Annotated in this window: 16 protein-coding genes; 11 read left to right on the plus strand and 5 right to left on the minus strand. The window is 63.9% G+C overall.

Annotated features, from left to right (window positions below; translation table 11 throughout):
* Positions 1-75: 75 nt before the first annotated feature.
* The 4 genes from ACJJV2_RS16520 (at position 76) to ACJJV2_RS16535 (ending at position 3323) form a co-directional block, all read left to right on the plus strand.
* Positions 76-867 carry a DUF484 family protein gene (locus tag ACJJV2_RS16520; protein ID WP_131431130.1) on the plus strand — a complete coding sequence of 264 codons (792 nt, stop codon included), beginning with the start codon at positions 76-78 and terminating at the stop codon, positions 865-867.
* Positions 864-1928: a tyrosine recombinase XerC gene (locus ACJJV2_RS16525; protein ID WP_405282298.1), complete on the plus strand. Its 1065-nt coding sequence runs from the start codon at positions 864-866 to the stop codon at positions 1926-1928. Before ACJJV2_RS16520 ends, ACJJV2_RS16525 begins: the two co-directional genes overlap by 4 nt.
* A complete protein-coding gene (locus ACJJV2_RS16530; RefSeq protein ID WP_192839074.1) occupies positions 1925-2644 on the plus strand; it encodes an HAD family hydrolase in 720 nt (239 codons plus the stop codon). Before ACJJV2_RS16525 ends, ACJJV2_RS16530 begins: the two co-directional genes overlap by 4 nt.
* A 268-nt stretch (positions 2645-2912) precedes the next feature.
* Positions 2913-3323 carry a hypothetical protein gene (locus tag ACJJV2_RS16535; protein WP_405282299.1) on the plus strand — a complete coding sequence of 137 codons (411 nt, stop codon included), beginning with the start codon at positions 2913-2915 and terminating at the stop codon, positions 3321-3323.
* A gap of 143 nt (positions 3324-3466) precedes the next feature.
* On the opposite strand, the gene yihA is transcribed toward ACJJV2_RS16535, so the two are convergent.
* Positions 3467-4156, minus strand: coding sequence for a ribosome biogenesis GTP-binding protein YihA/YsxC (yihA, locus tag ACJJV2_RS16540; RefSeq protein ID WP_054556430.1), 690 nt, complete (start codon positions 4154-4156; stop codon positions 3467-3469).
* A gap of 409 nt (positions 4157-4565) precedes the next feature.
* Here yihA and ACJJV2_RS16545 point away from each other — a divergent pair, with 409 nt between their 5' ends.
* The 6 genes from ACJJV2_RS16545 (at position 4566) to ACJJV2_RS16570 (ending at position 10920) form a co-directional block, all read left to right on the plus strand.
* Positions 4566-5213, plus strand: coding sequence for a c-type cytochrome (locus tag ACJJV2_RS16545; protein WP_405282300.1), 648 nt, complete (start codon positions 4566-4568; stop codon positions 5211-5213).
* Between the two features lie 277 nt (positions 5214-5490).
* Positions 5491-6135: a thiol:disulfide interchange protein DsbA/DsbL gene (locus ACJJV2_RS16550; protein WP_043333328.1), complete on the plus strand. Its 645-nt coding sequence runs from the start codon at positions 5491-5493 to the stop codon at positions 6133-6135.
* Positions 6135-6965, plus strand: coding sequence for an endonuclease/exonuclease/phosphatase family protein (locus ACJJV2_RS16555; protein WP_405282301.1), 831 nt, complete (start codon positions 6135-6137; stop codon positions 6963-6965). Before ACJJV2_RS16550 ends, ACJJV2_RS16555 begins: the two co-directional genes overlap by 1 nt.
* A gap of 681 nt (positions 6966-7646) precedes the next feature.
* Complete coding sequence (locus ACJJV2_RS16560; protein ID WP_405282302.1) at positions 7647-8216, plus strand: TRAP transporter small permease subunit; 570 nt, start codon at positions 7647-7649, stop codon at positions 8214-8216.
* Entirely contained in the window at positions 8216-9622 is a 1407-nt protein-coding gene (locus ACJJV2_RS16565) for a TRAP transporter large permease subunit (protein WP_054556429.1), read from the plus strand. The genes ACJJV2_RS16560 and ACJJV2_RS16565 overlap by 1 nt, the downstream gene beginning before the upstream one ends.
* A gap of 251 nt (positions 9623-9873) precedes the next feature.
* Positions 9874-10920 (plus strand): TRAP transporter substrate-binding protein, encoded by a 1047-nt coding sequence (locus ACJJV2_RS16570; RefSeq protein ID WP_405282450.1) that lies wholly within the window; start codon positions 9874-9876, stop codon positions 10918-10920.
* Positions 10921-11019: 99 nt separating this feature from the next.
* Here the strand turns inward: ACJJV2_RS16570 and dtd are convergent, their stop codons facing one another.
* From dtd to ACJJV2_RS16585, 3 genes are all read right to left on the minus strand, one after another.
* Entirely contained in the window at positions 11020-11469 is a 450-nt protein-coding gene (dtd, locus tag ACJJV2_RS16575; RefSeq protein WP_131431125.1) for a D-aminoacyl-tRNA deacylase, read from the minus strand.
* A gap of 156 nt (positions 11470-11625) precedes the next feature.
* Positions 11626-12900: a TRAP transporter large permease gene (locus ACJJV2_RS16580; protein ID WP_054556427.1), complete on the minus strand. Its 1275-nt coding sequence runs from the start codon at positions 12898-12900 to the stop codon at positions 11626-11628.
* A gap of 78 nt (positions 12901-12978) precedes the next feature.
* Entirely contained in the window at positions 12979-13641 is a 663-nt protein-coding gene (locus ACJJV2_RS16585) for a TRAP transporter small permease (protein WP_159055814.1), read from the minus strand.
* 428 nt (positions 13642-14069) lie between these two features.
* Between ACJJV2_RS16585 and dctP the strand changes: the two genes are divergently transcribed.
* Entirely contained in the window at positions 14070-15161 is a 1092-nt protein-coding gene (gene dctP / locus ACJJV2_RS16590) for a TRAP transporter substrate-binding protein DctP (RefSeq protein WP_405282303.1), read from the plus strand.
* Between the two features lie 242 nt (positions 15162-15403).
* On the opposite strand, the gene ACJJV2_RS16595 is transcribed toward dctP, so the two are convergent.
* Positions 15404-16081, minus strand: a complete 678-nt coding sequence (locus tag ACJJV2_RS16595; RefSeq protein ID WP_405282304.1) for a chalcone isomerase family protein — start codon at positions 16079-16081, stop codon at positions 15404-15406.
* Positions 16082-16110: the final 29 nt, after the last annotated feature.

Consider the following 16110-nt stretch of genomic DNA (forward strand, 5'->3'; position numbering starts at 1 on the left):
CAGCCCCAGCCGAGGGACGCTGCCGGAAACATGGCCGACGGCGTCCCGCTGCCAACCGTCCGCAAGGAGTCCCACATGGCCGAGTCACCCGTGTCACGTCGCCCGCGCACGCTGGACCCGGATCGGGTCGCCGAATGGCTGGCCACGCATCCCGATTTCTTCGAGGGGCGTGAAGGGTTGCTGCAACGCATGCGGGTGCCACACCCGGAAGCGCGCGGCGGCAGCATCTCGTTGCTGGAGCGGCTGGTACATGACCTGCGCGGGCGTACCGATCAGGCAGAAGAGCGCCTCGAGGAGTTGTTGACCGCCGCGCGCGACAACGAGAGTCGCTATCAGCGTCTGCGTCAGCTGGTGCTGGATCTGCTCGATGCCGAGTCCGATGATGCGCTGGCCGAAACGCTGGCCACGCGTCTCAGCGAGCTGTTCGACATCGCGGCCGTCTGTCTGTGGCAGCGCGACGCCGGTGCCTCGGCACAGCCACCGCGCCAGGCACTCGACGATGCGCGCGGCGAGCAGTTCGAGCGTCTGCTCGAGGGGCGCGCCAGCCGCTGCCTGGCCATGCCGCGCACGCGCTGGGAAGCCCTGCTGCCCGACCATCAGTGGCCACTCGGCGCCGACTGCGCAGACCTCGTCGATGCCAGCCAGGCCGATGCCACGCGCGGCTCCGCCGTCATCGTGCGCCTGACCCGTGGCGAGTGCCTGGGCTATCTGGTGGTGGCGAGTGCCGATGCCGAGCAGTTCCGTGCCGGACTCGACACCCTGTTTCCCGAATACCTCGGCGACGTGCTGGCCCGCTGCCTGGGCCGCGATGTCCCGGGCCAGGCGCCACTGCGCTCCTCGAGCCGTGACGACCAGGCCAGCCGATGAGTCGCCTCGAGTCGGTCCGCGGCGCCTCAGCGAACAGCGCCGAGCGTGTTGCCGCCGAGCAGGGGCTGTCCGCGACCTGTCGGGAATTTCTGGCCGAGCTTGCCCTCGACAGCAGCCACGCGACCGTCAGCGCCTACGCGCGCGATCTGCAGGCGTTGACCACCTTCATGCTGCGTCCAGCGGCGGACAGCAGCGCCGCTGGGGCAAAGGATGCGCCGCCCCTGCCGCAGGATTGGCAGGCGCTGGACGTGCCGACGCTCAGGCGTTTTCTGGGTGCCGAGCGCAGTCGTGGCCTCGCGCCGCGCTCATTGGCGCGGCGGCGCGCGGCGATCAGTCGCTTCTGTGGCTGGCTGGTCGAGCAGGAGGTGCTGCCACACAACCCGGCGGGGCTGGTCCAGACACCACGCCTGCCGGACCACCTGCCACGCCCAGTGGATATCGACAGCCTGGCGCGCTTTCTCGACTGCCCACATGACGGCACGCCGCTGGCGATCCGCGATCAGGCAATGCTGGAACTGCTCTACGGCGCAGGCTTGCGTCTCTCGGAGCTGGTCAGCCTCGACCTCGACATGCTGGAAACCCGCCGCCTGCGCGTACGCGGCAAGGGCGACAAGCCCCGCCAGCTGCCGATCGGCTCACGCGCCCGCCAGGCGCTGGATGCCTGGCTGATGGTGCGTGGCCAGCTCGCCGCTCGGAACGAGCCGGCATTGTTCGTCGGCCAGCAGGGGCGTCGCCTCGGTCAGCGTGGCGTGCAGCTCAGGCTGGTGACGCAGGCGAAAGAACGCGGCCTGCCCGAGCATCTGCACCCGCACCGCCTGCGCCACTCCTTCGCCAGTCATCTGCTCGAATCCAGCGGCGACCTGCGCGCCGTGCAGGAACTGCTGGGGCACGCTCACCTCTCGACCACCCAGGTCTACACGCGCCTCGACTGGCAGCAACTGGCCAGCGCCTATGATCAGGCGCACCCTCGCGCCCGCCGCCAGCGCGGATCAGCGACGGCAACGTCAGACACCGACGCCACCTCCCCTATTGATGCCCCACTCAAGGATGACACCCCGTGACGCCTGCCAATGCGCCTCGCCTGACGGCCTTGACCTTCGATCTCGATGACACCCTGTGGGCCAATCGCGCGGTGATGGAGCGCGCCGAGGCCGAGCATTACGCCTGGCTGGATGGCGAGATCGGGCATGCCAACGATTTCCCCCTCGAGGAATACACTCGTCGCCGCATGGCGCTGGGGCTGGAGCATCCGCTGCGCCGCGGTGATTTCACCTGGCTGCGCCGCGAGGCCATGCACGCCATGCTGCGCGATGCCGGCCATGATGATGAGCAGGCGGGCCACTGGTCGCGCGCCGCCATCGAGCGCTTCCTGGCGCTGCGCCACGAATTGACGCCCTTCCCGGAAGCCAGCGAGCTGCTCGACTCCCTCGCCCGCGATTACCGCCTTGGTGCCATTACCAATGGCAATGTCGACCTGGCTCGCCTCGCGCTGGATCATCATTTCGAGTTCAGCATCGCCGCCGGCGAATGGCTGGCGCCCAAGCCGGATGCGCGCCCCTTCCTCGCCGCCATGGCGCGCCTGGGCAGCCGCCCCTCCACCACCCTGCATGTCGGTGACTCATGGAAGGAAGATGCCTTGCCTGCCGCGCGCCTGGGCATGCAGGCCGCCTGGATCGACGTCAAGGGCCAGGGCGCGCCGGGCCCCGTCCCGGCAGGCGTACATGTCATCTCGCATGTCCGCGAACTGCCGGCGCTGATTGCACGCCTGAATGACTGAGTGACGGAATGAGTGAGTGACGGTGCAAGTGGCGGAATGACTGAGTGTCGGAATGACTGAGCAACCGACGGCTGAGGCTCAAGGTGTGGCGCGCCTGATGCGCCTGGTGTGCCCAATAGCTGAGTGAATTAAAACTTGTACGAAAATGACGCCTCTACCATATTTCATGTACAAGTTTCTCGGCGTCGTCGATATTGAACCCTGCCTGGGGTTCCTGAGTCTGCGCTGGGAGATGCCTGCCACCTCGACCTCAACAGGAGAGGCCAGCATGAGCACCCACTCACTCCCGCGCTACCGTGTGTCACCTTCCTCTCCCCAGAGGCCGCCCCTGCATGGTGAAGGCGAGCAGCGCGCGCCGATCATGACGCCCTCGCGTCAGACCAGCCGCGCCCTACTGAAAGGCGTCGCCATCGTGCTGGCATCCGCGTTACTGGTCATCGTGGCGGTCTACAGTGGGCGTGCCAGCCTCGCGACGCTGCAATCCGGTGTGCAGGAAGCGCCGGCGGCCTCACCACAGGAGGCCATGCGCAGCCTGCTCGTCCCCAGCGAGACCGTGACGATGCCGGAAGTCGTCGAGCCCGCGGCAAAGGTCCCGCATATTCTCTCGGCGCCCAGGGAGACGAGCTCTTTGACCCGCCTTGACCCCATCAGCAGCGCGCCGCGCAGCCTGTTCATGTGATTGGCCCTTGGGGAAGCGCAAAAGCGCAGATGTGAGTGACAGCGTGCCTGTTGTAACGCAAACGGCCACCCCGAGGGGTGGCCGTTTCGTCATGCAAGGTCGCGTGGTTCGAGGCTTCGCCCCAAATCGTCTTACACCTTCAGTCAGTCGTCGAAGGGGTCCTGCGGTGCCTCATCGCCTGCCATCTCTTCCACGCCGTCCATCACCGACGGGTCCGCCAGCCACTCGTCGAGCTTGGCATGCACCTGCTCGACACCAGAGTACTTCAGCGACGAGAACAGCTGCACGGTGACCAGGTCTTCCCACTCCTTGAGCGCGTGACGCACTTTCTGCAGGCTTGCTGCAGCAGGGCCGCGCTTCAGCTTGTCCGCCTTGGTCAGCAGGATATGCACCGGCATCTTGGCCTCATCGGCCCAACCCAGCATCATCTGGTCGAATTCGGACAGCGGATGGCGCACATCCATCAGCAGCACCAGGCCCCGCAGCGACTGGCGGTTGCGCAGGTAGTTGGACAGATGGGACTGCCACTCGCGCTTCACCTTGTCCGGCACCTTGGCATAGCCATAGCCGGGCAGGTCGACCAGATGGCGGCCCGTTTCACCGATGGTGAAATAGTTGATCAGCTGGGTGCGGCCGGGGGTCTTGGAGGTACGGGCCAACGCCTTCTGCGAAGTCAGCGCATTGATGGCGCTGGACTTGCCGGCATTGGAGCGACCCGCGAAGGCCACTTCGGCACCCACGTCCGTCGGGCACTGGGCCAGAGTCGCGGCACTGATCAGGAAGCGCGCCTGACGATAATGGAGCTTGGGGGTCGAAGGAGCTGATTCGGCCATGGGAGTTCTGAATACCTGTTGAAGGCGGACGTCTCGCCCGCGCGACATCACGAGAGAGCAGAAGAAACGACCGGTGTAACGAAAAGAGTGCCGCATGCCCTGCCATCGGCGCTGCAACTTGCCGACGACAGCGGGAAGATGCTCTGGATTACTGCGATGACACGACTGGCGACAGGCACGCTCACGCGCCCTGAGGGGATTCGCTATACTGCCTGCAAGGTCAGCATGGCGATCATGAGGCCTAGTGTACCACCCTGCTCTCACGGGCTGCGAGAGTGGGGTGCACTTCTCACCGCGCGCAGTACGGCGCGGGCACCGGGGAAATGACAGAGGCCACCATCCACGCCGGATGATACAAGCCCCGAACGGGCCTCTTCGTGAAACAGGGACCAGTGAAATGGATGAGCTGATGAGACCAAGGCAGACCCCCGTGCGCCCCTTGCGCCTGCTGCTGGCACTTGCTGCCACTATGTTGGCCGCCACCTTGCCGACGGGGGCCGCCGCCGAGTCGCTGGTCGGCGATGCCGCGGCAGGCAAGGCCAAGGCTGCCGTCTGTGCTGCCTGTCATGGTGCCCAGGGCATCTCGCCGACGCCGGCCTTCCCCCATCTTGCTGGCCAGCAGGCCCACTACCTGCGCAAGCAGACGGCCGACATCCGGGATGGCCGCCGCTCGGTGCCGCAGATGGCCGGTATCGCCGACAACCTGAGCGATCAGGATATCGCCGATATCGCGGCCCATTACGCCGCGCAGCCCGCCAATCGCGGCCAGGCCGAGCCAGAGGCGGCCCGTGCAGGCGAGGTGCTGTATCGGGCCGGCTCGCTCGAGCGCGGCATCGCGGCCTGCACAGCCTGTCATGGTCCGCGTGGTGAAGGCATCGACTCGGCAGGCTACCCGGCGCTGGCCGGACAATTCCCCGCCTATACCGTGACGGCGCTCAAGGCCTTCCGCGACGGCAGCCGCGACAACGACCCGAACGCCATCATGAGCAGCATCGCCGCGCGCATGAGTGACAGCGACATGCAGCAGGTGGCCGAATATCTCCACGGCCTGCGCTGAGGCATCCGTTCAGCCGGGTATCGCGTATGACTGACTTGATGACGACCGCCACCAGCACGCCGTTCACGGGGCGTGTTCGAGCGACGCCTTGTACGGCGCGTGATCGAACGGCGTTCATCCAACGGTCAACCTTGTCACGCTAGGCTGGCCAGACAGTGATCCGCCGTGTCCCGCCCGGCAGTCTCGACAGCAGTGGTGGCTGACACGCATACTCGATGCATCACTAATGTTGCCGGGTATCATGCCCGGGCATGCCTCAATCCGATGGAGATGTTCCATGAAGTGGAAACCCCTACTGACTCTGGTGGCGGGCCTTGGCCTGTCAGCAAGCGTGTTCGCCGCTGAAGCTGGCAAGGACTACCAGGTACTCGACGAGCCGGTGAAGACCGACGCGCCGGCGGGCAATGTCGAAGTGGTCGAAGCGTTCTGGTATGGCTGCCCGCACTGCTACAAGCTGGAATCCAGTCTCGAGCCGTGGGTCGACGAGCTGCCGAGTGACGTGACCTTCAACCGTCTGCCGGCCACCATGGGGCAGGACTGGGTCAAGCACGCCTATGCCTTCTATGCCGCCAAGGACCTGGGCATCCTCGACGAGACCCACAAGGCCTTCTTCGATGCCATCCATCAGGACCACCAGCGCCTGACCGACCCGGATGATATCGCCAAGTTCTACAGCGACTACGGCGTCAGCGAAGAAGACGCCAAGAAGTCGCTGACCTCCTTCGGCGTGAAGAGCCAGGTCAATCAGGCCCACGCCCAGATGCGCGCCTACAAGATCATGGGCGTACCGGCACTGATCGTGGATGGCCGCTATGTCATCTCGCCGAGCACGGCAGGCTCACTGCAGAACATGCTCAAGATCACCGACGAGCTGGTCGAGCAGGTGCGTGAAGAGAAAGCCGGCAGCAAGGACGCCGCTTGATGGCAGCGGCTGCTGACCCAGTGGCCGCCAGCGCCGCGGGAAGTGCCGGACTCGACGAGACGGCACCTCCCCTGCGTCTGCTGACCTTCAACATGCAGGTCGGTATCCATACCGCGGCGTGGCATCACTACGTCACCCGCGGTTGGCAGCATGTGCTGCCACACCCGATGCGCCGCAAGCGTCTGGAGCTGATCGCCGCCGCCATCACGCCCTACGATATCGTCGGGCTGCAGGAAGTCGACGGTGGCAGTTTCCGCTCCGGCAACGTCAATCAGGTCGATTCACTGGCCGAGACGGCCGAATTCCCGCATCGCTATCAGCAGCTCAATCGCAACCTGGGCCGCCTGGCTCAGCACAGCAACGGCCTGCTGTCGCGCCTGCCGATCAGCCATCTCGAAGAGCACAGCCTGCCCGGCACGCTGCCGGGACGCGGGGCCATTCATGCCCGCTTCGGCGAGGGCGAACACGCCCTGCATGTCTTCGTGACCCACCTGGCACTCGGTGCCCGTATCCAGCATCGTCAGCTGCAATACCTCGGCGAGCTGATCGCGCCCCTCAAGCATGTCATCGTGATGGGCGACCTCAATTGCACGCTGGCCCAGCTTCGTCAGCACAAGGCGTTCAGCGAGGCACTCGACTCCCGCCCCAGCAAGGCCATCAACAGCTACCCGGCCTGGCAGCCACGCCGTGGACTCGACCATATCCTGGTCTCCTCGACGCTGCGCTTGAGCCACCCGACCACGCTGTCGCACCTGTTCTCCGACCATCTGCCGCTTGCGGTAGAAGTCCATCTGCCAGCCGCATGCCGCAAGGCGATCGGGCTCGCCTGACGCCTGTCTCTCTTGCATAGGCATCTCTGACGCCTTCCCCTCGGATATCGATCCCCCGGATATCGCCCCTCTACTGCCTGGCTTTCCCGCCTGGCTTTCCCGACTGACTTTCCAGACCCAGGCTTCCCTCAGCTACGGCTTGCCGGTAGCTGTCTGCGCATTGGTGCTCACCCCTGCCGCCGCGTCTGCGGCGCATCGCTTGCGGGCTGCTTGATGCGCATAACGCGATCTGCCGCGCCCTTACTTGCCCGTTTCCTTGCCTGCCTGCCGGTATTTCTTCGCCTATCTCACTGTAAGCAAAGACAAAAACCGCCTGTCAGACCAATGATCCATTTGTTGTTGCGGCGCCGCTCGCTACTCTTTGTCTGCCAATGACGTGGATTAATCGTTGACTTAGCGATGACTGATGGCATACCGCATCCGAGCGACATCACTTACAGGGACGAAGCGTGGAATAGCGTTGTTCAAAGCGACGCCATCACGGCTTGCTGGACACCGCGACTGACCACAACATGAGCAACATCTGAATTGGCGACCTTGCCAGCAATCGCTTGCAACACAACTGCTTGCAACACAACTGCTTGCAACACAAGCGCTTGGCAAAGACACAGCAGACGCTGTCGGCAAAGCAACAACAACACCAACAATCATCACCTGCTACCCGCAGGCCAAGGGGATTCCATGTCTGCCACTGCCTCTACTCCCGGCTGGCTCACAGGGCTCGACCGCATGACCGAGGGGCTGGGACGCTGCGTGTCCTGGCTGGTCGTCATCATGATGCTGGTCGAATTCACCATCGTGATGCTGCGCTACGCCTTCAACATCAACAGCATCCCCATGCAGGAATCCGTGATGTACATGCACGCGGCCGTCTTCCTGCTCGCCGCCAGCTACACGCTCAAGCACGACGGCCATGTGCGGGTGGATATCTTCTATCAGCGCATGTCGCACCGCGGGAAGTCGTGGGTCGATCTCGGCGGCACCCTGTTCCTGCTGTTCCCGGTGATGACCTTCATCCTGCTCTCCAGCCTCGGTTACGTGGGCGATTCCTGGGGCATCAAGGAAGCCTCGCCCGAATCCGGCGGCCTGCCGGGCGTCTACCTGCTCAAGACCCTGATTCCGGCCATCGCCATCCTGATGATGCTGCAAGGCGTGGCGGAAGCCGGCCGCCATCTGCTGTTCCTGATGGGCCGCCTGCCCTCTCCGCATGCGAGCGATGACACCCCTGACCACGATGAGGAGCTGGTGTAATGCTCGAGATCATGCCACTGCTGCTGTTCGTGTGTATCTGTATCGTCTTGATGCTGGGCTATCCGGTGGCGCTGTCACTGGCCGGTACCGCGCTTGCCTTCGCCGGACTCGGCATGGGGCTGGATGCGCTGGGCATTACCCAGGGCGTATTCGATGCCAGCTTCCTGTCCGCGATGCCCAATCGCCTCTACGGCACCATGACCAACCAGACCCTGCTGGCCGTACCATTGTTCGTGTTGATGGGCGTGCTGCTGGAGAAGTCCAAGGTCGCCGAGACGCTGCTCGACGCCATGGCGCTGATGTTCGGCTCGCTGCGTGGCGGGCTGGGGATATCCGTGACCATCGTCGGCATGCTGCTGGCCGCCTCCACCGGTATCGTCGGCGCGACCGTCGTCACCATGGGCCTGCTGTCACTGCCGACCATGCTCAAGCGCGGTTATGACCCGTCACTGGCCACCGGTGCCATCTGTGCCACCGGCACCCTGGGGCAGATCATCCCGCCGTCCATCGCGCTGGTCCTGCTGGGCGACGTGCTGTCTTCCGCCTATCAGCAGGCGCAACTGTCGATGGGCATCTGGAGCCCGAAGACCGTCTCGGTGGGTGACCTGTTCATCGGCGCGCTGATTCCGGGCCTGATCCTGGTGCTCGCCTATATCGTCTACATCGCCATGGTCGCCTGGCTGAAGCCGGAGAAGGCGCCGGCCGTCGATCGTGATGCGCTGATGGAAGAGCTGGGGCATACCGGCAGCATCTTCTGGCTGCTGATGAAGGGCCTGGTGCCGCCGATCGTGCTGATCGTCTGTGTGCTCGGCTCGATTCTCGGCGGTCTCGCGACCCCGACCGAAGCCTCTGCCGTGGGTGCCTTCGGCGCCCTGATGCTGGCCCTCGCCAATCGCAAGCTGAGCCTGAAGACCCTGACGGAAGTGGTGCGCTCCACCACCAACGTCACCTCGATGGTGTTCCTGATCCTGATCGGTGCCGCGCTGTTCTCGCTGGTGTTCCGCGGCTTCGGCGGCGAAGAGGTCGTCACCGAGATCTTCGAGAACATGCCCGGCGGCGTCATCGGTGCCACCCTGGTGGTGATGCTGGTGATCTTCCTGCTCGGCTTCATCCTCGACTTCATCGAGATCACCTTCGTGGTGGTGCCGATCGTCGGTCCGGTGCTGCTGGCCATGGGCCTCGACCCGATCTGGCTGGGCATCATGATCGCCATCAACCTGCAGACCTCCTTCCTGACGCCGCCCTTCGGGTTCGCGCTGTTCTACCTGCGCGGCGTGGCGCCCAAGGAAGTCAGCACCAGCCAGATCTACAAGGGTGTCGTGCCGTTCATCCTGATCCAGCTGTGCATGCTGGGCGCCTTGGCCGCCTTCCCGGGGCTGGCGACCTGGCTGCCGGCCCAGTTCTAGGCCACGACTGACGAGACAGCACAAGGACAGAGCACGGACAGAACAAAGACAGAGCAGCAACTGAATTGGCGGGGCCTGCCCCGCCAGCTGATGGGAGAGCCGCCAGTCGGCTCATGCAGATGCACGGGAGCCGTTCGCGGCCCACCTCTTGCCCAGCACCAGTTCATGACCGGTGCACAACAACAATCGGGCACTTCAAGGAGCATGCCATGCAACTCAACAAACTCGCCTTCGGCATCGCCGTCGGCACCATGACCGCCATGGGTACCCTGCCGGCCGTCGCCAATGCCGCCGATACCTTCAGCTGGAAGATGGTCACCTCGTGGCCGAAGAACTTCCCGGGGGTGGGCCAGGGGCCGGAACGCCTCGCACGTCTGGTCGATGAGATGTCCGACGGCCGTCTCAAGATCAAGGTCTATGGCGCAGGCCAGCTGGTCCCGGGCTTCGAGGTCCTCGACTCCGTATCTTCCGGTACCGCGCAGATCGGTCACTCGGCTTCCTACTACTGGAAAGGCAAGGCGCCGGAAGCCCAGTTCTTCGCCGCCGTGCCCTTCGGCATGACCGCGCAGGAAATGAACGCCTGGCTGCATTACGGCGGCGGTCTGGAGCTGTGGAACGAGGTCTACGACAAGTTCGGCGTCGAAGTCATGGCGGGCGGCGCCTCGGGCGTGCAGATGGGCGGCTGGTTCAACAAGGAGATCAACTCGGTCGCCGACCTCGATGGCCTGAAGATGCGTATCCCGGGTCTGGGTGGCGATGTCATGCAGCAGATGGGCGTGGCGACGGTCAGCATGCCCGGCGGCGAGATCTTCACCTCGCTGCAGTCCGGGGCCATCGATGCCACCGAGTGGATCGGTCCGTACAACGACCTGGCCTTCGGTCTCTATCAGGCTGCCAAGTATTACTACTATCCGGGCTGGCACGAGCCGACCGTCACCTTCGAGGCCATCGTCAATGACGACGCCATGGCCGAGCTGCCCAAGGACCTGCAGGCCATCCTGCGTTCCGCGGTACGTGACGTGAACCAGGACATGCTCGACGAGTACACCGCGCGCAACAACGACGCCCTCGAGACGCTGCTCAACGAGCACAAGGTCGAGCTGCGCCGCTACCCACAGGACGTGCTCGACAAGGCACGTGAGCTGTCCGGCGAAGTGGTCAAGAAACTCGGCGACTCCAACGATCTGGCCGGCCGCATCTACGAGTCCTACACCACCTTCGAAGGCAAGGTCGAGAAGTGGCATGAGGTCTCTGAGCAGGCCTACCTGAACGCACGCAACCCGGAAGGCGTGCAGTAAGACTGCGTTACCTGCGCCGCGCTCCCGCGAGACGGCGCAGCCCCGTCATCCAATGCTTGCAGCCGCCCCCTCGGGGGCGGCTTTTTTGGGCCTGCGCGATCAGCTCTCGAGCAGGAAGGTCACCGGCCCGTCATTGAGCAGCGAGACCTGCATGTTGGCACCGAAGCGTCCGGTCTCGATTCCCACCCCGAGTTCTCGCCCGCGCTCACGCGCCTTGTCGACCAGATAGGTGAACAGCCGCTCGCCCTCCGCCGGTGGCGCCGCCGAGGAGAAGCTGGGGCGCATGCCGCTGCCGGTATCCGCCGCCAGCGTGAACTGCGAGACCAGCAGCAGACTGCCGCCCGCCTGCTGGACGTTGAGGTTCATCTTGTCGTTCTCGTCAGCGAAGACCCGGTAATGCAGCAGCTTGTGCAGCAGCTTGTCGGCACGCGCCTCATCATCGCCCTTCTCGACGCCCACCAGTACCAGCAGACCGCCCTCGATGGCGCCGACGCTCTCGTCCTCGACCACGACTTCCGCCCGTGTGACGCGCTGGATCAATGCTCGCATGCCGCTTGCTCCTTCAAGAGATGGGTGATGATTCATGACATTTCGTGTTCGGGAGCATACCAGACGCGAACGCCCCGCAGACTGAGCCTGCGGGGCGCGACAGGTGCTACTTGAGTGGGCGAGCTGCTAGTTGGCGAGCTTCTAGTTGACGAGCTGCTAGTTGGCGAGGCTGGGCAGGAACAGCGCGATCTGCGGGAACAGCATCAGCAGCACCGTCGCCAGCAACAGCAGGGCAATGAAGGGCGGCGTCCCCCGGATGACCTCCATGTACGGTTTTCGGAACACCGCCACCGCCGTGAAGATGTCGCAGCCGAAGGGCGGGGTCGCCGAACCTATCGCCGCCTGCAGGGTGACCAGGGTGCCGACCAGCACCGGGTCCAGTCCGGCGGCATCGACTGCCGGCGCAAACACCGGCGCCAGAATCAGGATCACCACGATGGGGTCCACGAACATGCAGCCGACGAAGTAGGCCGCCGCGATCACTGCCAAGAGCGCCAGCGCATGCTCCGACAGGTAGGGGATGTAGCCGCCGAGGATGGCATCCGGAATCTTGGCGAAGGAGATCATCCACGAGAAGCCCGCACCCGCCGCCACCAGGATGAACACCACCGCGGTGATCAGCCCCGTGGAGAAGGCCACACTGGGCAGGTCCTTCAGGGTCACGCCGCGATAGATCAGCATCTCGAGAATCAGCGCGTAGATCACCGAGACCGTGGCGGCCTCCGTCGGCGAGAACATGCCCGAGTAGATGCCGCCGATGATGATCACCGGGAAGCCCGCCGGCAGGCTGGCGCGCTTCAAGGCCTTGAGGCGTGCGGGCCAGTCCGCCTTGGGCTGCGGGGCGATGCCCAGCTTCCACGACTTCCACATGCAGTAGAGCGAGAACAGCACCAGGATCATCAGCCCCGGGCCGATACCGGCGATGAACAGGTCACCCACCGAGGTACCGGTCGCCACGCCGTAGATGATCATGCCGATGGAGGGCGGAATCAGCAGCGCGATATCGGAGGCATTGATGATCAACGCGATGGTGAACTTGTCACTGTAACCGGCTTCCAGCAGCCGCGGGCGCAGCGGGCGCCCCATCGCCACCACCGTGGCCTGGGTGGAGCCGGACACCGCGCCGAACAGGGTGCAACCCAGCGCGGTGGTCACCGGCAGGCCACCGCGCCAGTGGCCGACGAAGCGCTCGACCAGATCCAGCAGGCGCTGGGCAGTGGAGCCCTTGAGCATGATATCGGCCGCCAGAATGAACATCGGCACCGCCGTCAGTACCACCGGCTGCAGGCCACCGATCATCTGCTGGATCACCAGCTCCGGCTTGAGGAAGGGAAAATCGCTGAACAACAAGAAAAAGGTGCCGACACTCAATGGCACCATCATGGGTACCCCAAGCAACAGCAGCCCCACCATCACGAGCAGAATCCACATCGCAGCTTCCGTCCCTGGGTCAATGAAGTGTGATCAATCGTCTATCGAGGCATCGAGAAGACATTCCAGACGCAGTGGCTAGAGCGCGCCGCTGCCGTCGACTTCCTCGTTCTCGTCCATCTCCGCCGTACGCCATGACAACCAGGCGCCCTGCGCCAGCAGGTTGCGCAGGATCGCCATCAGGTACTGGAGAGCCCCGAGCGCCAGTCCCAGCGGGACCACGGCATAGAGCGCCGCCAGCGACCAGCGCAGCGACGGCGTGACACGCCCGGACTTGGCCAGGCTCTGCAGGTAATCCACCGCCAGCCAGGCGAGGTAGGCCAGCAAGGCACAGGTGATGACCTGTCCAGCGATCAGCAGCACCTTGCGCAACCACGGCGGCATGAAGTCCAGCAGCGCCGTCACGCGGATATGACGCCCGGCGCGCGCGCCGTAACTGATGCCGAGGAAGGTCAGCCACAGCTGCAGGATCTGCATCAGCTCTTCGGTGAACGGCAGGCTGTAGTTGAAGACGTTGCGCCCGATGACGTTGGCGATGCTGGCCGTCGCCATGCCCAGCACGCACAGGGCGATCAACCAGCGCTCGACATGCGCCAGGCCCTGGTCACCACGTTCGAACCAGGCGGCCAGACGGCGCAGCGGCGCAGGCAGATGTGCGAGGGGGTCCTGAGCGCCATTCGTCTCGGCCGGGGCGGGGCGGGTCTCGTCAGCGGAGGGAGACTTGGAGGGGGGCGAGTTCATGAAGCGGCTTCCTGTTGATGTGGCATCCTGCCAGATAGGCTTTCTACCAGACGTCATGAGCGCAGTGGTTTGCGCCAGACAGCCTGCATTTGCCAGTACGATCCATTGAAATTTTCCGCGGCGCCGCCGTGGTTTTCACTTTGGCTACTCTTGTTCTAGCTTTATTAGCGGCGCTTGAAATCAGTATGCGGCCAACGCGCGCATGTCGGTCTGGCGAGCGACGAGCAGATCCTCAAGCACCAGAGCTCGAGTACCAGAGCCTCATGCGCACAGGCTCAGCTTATTCATAATAAATTCTAATCATACTATCCAATTTGGTAATTTTTTTATTATATTAAGAATGGCAATATTATCTAAATGATGCAAGTTGCACGCCGGGTATGCCCAGAGCCGCCCGACGCTGATGGAAATCACACAAGGAGAACAAGATGACGATGCAATGGAACCCGTCACCCGAGCAGAATCGCGAGACGTCCAGGACTCCTGTTCCCCTTTCTCGTCTCGCCGCGTTCATCAAGGGAGGCGCCCTCGCGTCCGGGCTGGGCATGGCGGCGCTGGCCTCCGCGGGCGTGCAGGCGGACACCTGGCGTTTCGCGCTGGAGGAGGTCTCCGGCAGCGTGCAGGATGCCTACGCCCAGGAATTCAAGAAGCGCATCGAAGAGGCTTCCGGTGGTGACATCGATGTCGAGATCTACCCCTACGGTGCACTGGGTACCTCCTCACAGCTCACCGAACTGGTGCAGAGCGATGCCATCCAGCTGACCTTTGCCTCACCGGGTCACCTGGCCTCGGTGATTCCGGAGTCGGGCGTCTTCACGCTGCACTTCCTGTTCTCCGACGACAATGCCGTCAATGAAGAGGTACTCGGCAACTCCAAGGCCATCGACATGCTGTCCGAGGCCTACACCGAGCAGAATCTCCAGCTGCTGGGCGTGATTCCGGAAGGCTGGATGGTGTGGACCGGCAACCGTGACATCAAGACACCCGAGGACATGGAAGGCTTCAAGATCCGCACCATGACCTCGCCGATTCTGGTCGAGAGCTATCGCGGCTACGGTGCCAACCCGACGCCGATGCCCTATTCCGAGGTCTACTCCGGCCTGCAGCTGGGCCAGATCGACGGCCAGGTGAACCCGGTGTTCGCCATCCAGGAAATGAGCTTCTACGAAGTTCAGGACTACATGATCCAGGCCAAGCAGGCGCAGTTCATCACCACGCTGGTGGCCTCCAGTGACTTCTATTCCGGACTGGATGACGAGCAGCAGCAGATGCTCGACAAGGTCACCAACGAGATGCGTCCGTACATCTTCGAGAAGCAGGAGGAGTACAACGCCGACCGTCTGGAGAAGATCAAGGAAGACAGCGACATCGAGATCATCACGCTGGCCGATGAGCAGCGCGAAGCCTTCCGCCCGGTCGGCGAGAAGGGCTGGGAAGTCTATCGTGAGCAATCCGGTGAGCGCGGTAGCAAGATCCTCGACACCCTGCAGGCCGACATCAAGGCTGCCGAAGGCAAGTAAGCCCAGGCAAGCGCGTCAGCCCCGCCAGGTAGATAGCAAGGATCGAAAGAGTGATGCAAAGTTAGAAAGTTAGAATGTTAGAAAGAGAGAAAGACGAGCATGAAAAAACGCCTCTGCCGGGACTCCCGGCAGGGGCGTTTTTCGTGGTGTCTCGATAGGGGCGCGATAGAGGCGCAAGGCGAGAGCGATACCGCGACAGATGGGCCAGATAGGCTAGAGAGGGGCCAGATGGAGAGTGCGCGCTACTGCCCCAGCAGCTGGGTACGGAAATCCTGCTGGGCCGGCTCGTCGCCAAGCCAGATCGCGAACAGGCCATTGGCCAGCGCCAGTGAATCGCTTTCGAAGATGACCTGCCCGTTCAGCACCAGCGACAGCGTGCCTCTGCCCCCACCGGCGGGCAGCCATTGCAGCGCATAGCGATCCCCTGGCACGACGTCCTGATAGGCACGATTGAAGCGCGTCAATTCAGGCTCGATCGCCGCGAAATCCGCCGCTGACAGGTTCTTGCGCACGCCCTTGGTGGTCGCCTTGGCGAAGTCCTCGGCATCGATGGCATGGAAGTACTCCAGCACCAGACGGCGCGAGACATCCTTGAGCGGCGCCGGGCGCGGGCGACGCGCATCCTGATAATAGGCGCCGACATAGGCGTCCCACAGCAGGTAGGTGAAGAGCCCACTGCCGATCAGCGTCAGCGGCTGGCTGGACTGCGTGGTCACCTGATCCGCGAAGGTCACCCCCTTGATCTCGACGGCGAGCGCCGCCGGGCTGGTGGTGGCAAGCAGCGCCCCCATCACGCCCGCGGCCAGCCAGCGCGGCGCACTCGCCACCGGCAGGCTGACGGCATGACAGGCGGCGTTCAGGCTGCAAGCGGCGCCACGGACAGCTGACACGGACAAGCGATACAGCGGCGATATAGGCATGGCATCTACTCGTTGGCTGGCAGTGATCA

Origin of the sequence: Cobetia sp. Ld8, from assembly GCF_045066615.1 — a bacterium.
Classification (GTDB): domain Bacteria; phylum Pseudomonadota; class Gammaproteobacteria; order Pseudomonadales; family Halomonadaceae; genus Cobetia; species Cobetia amphilecti.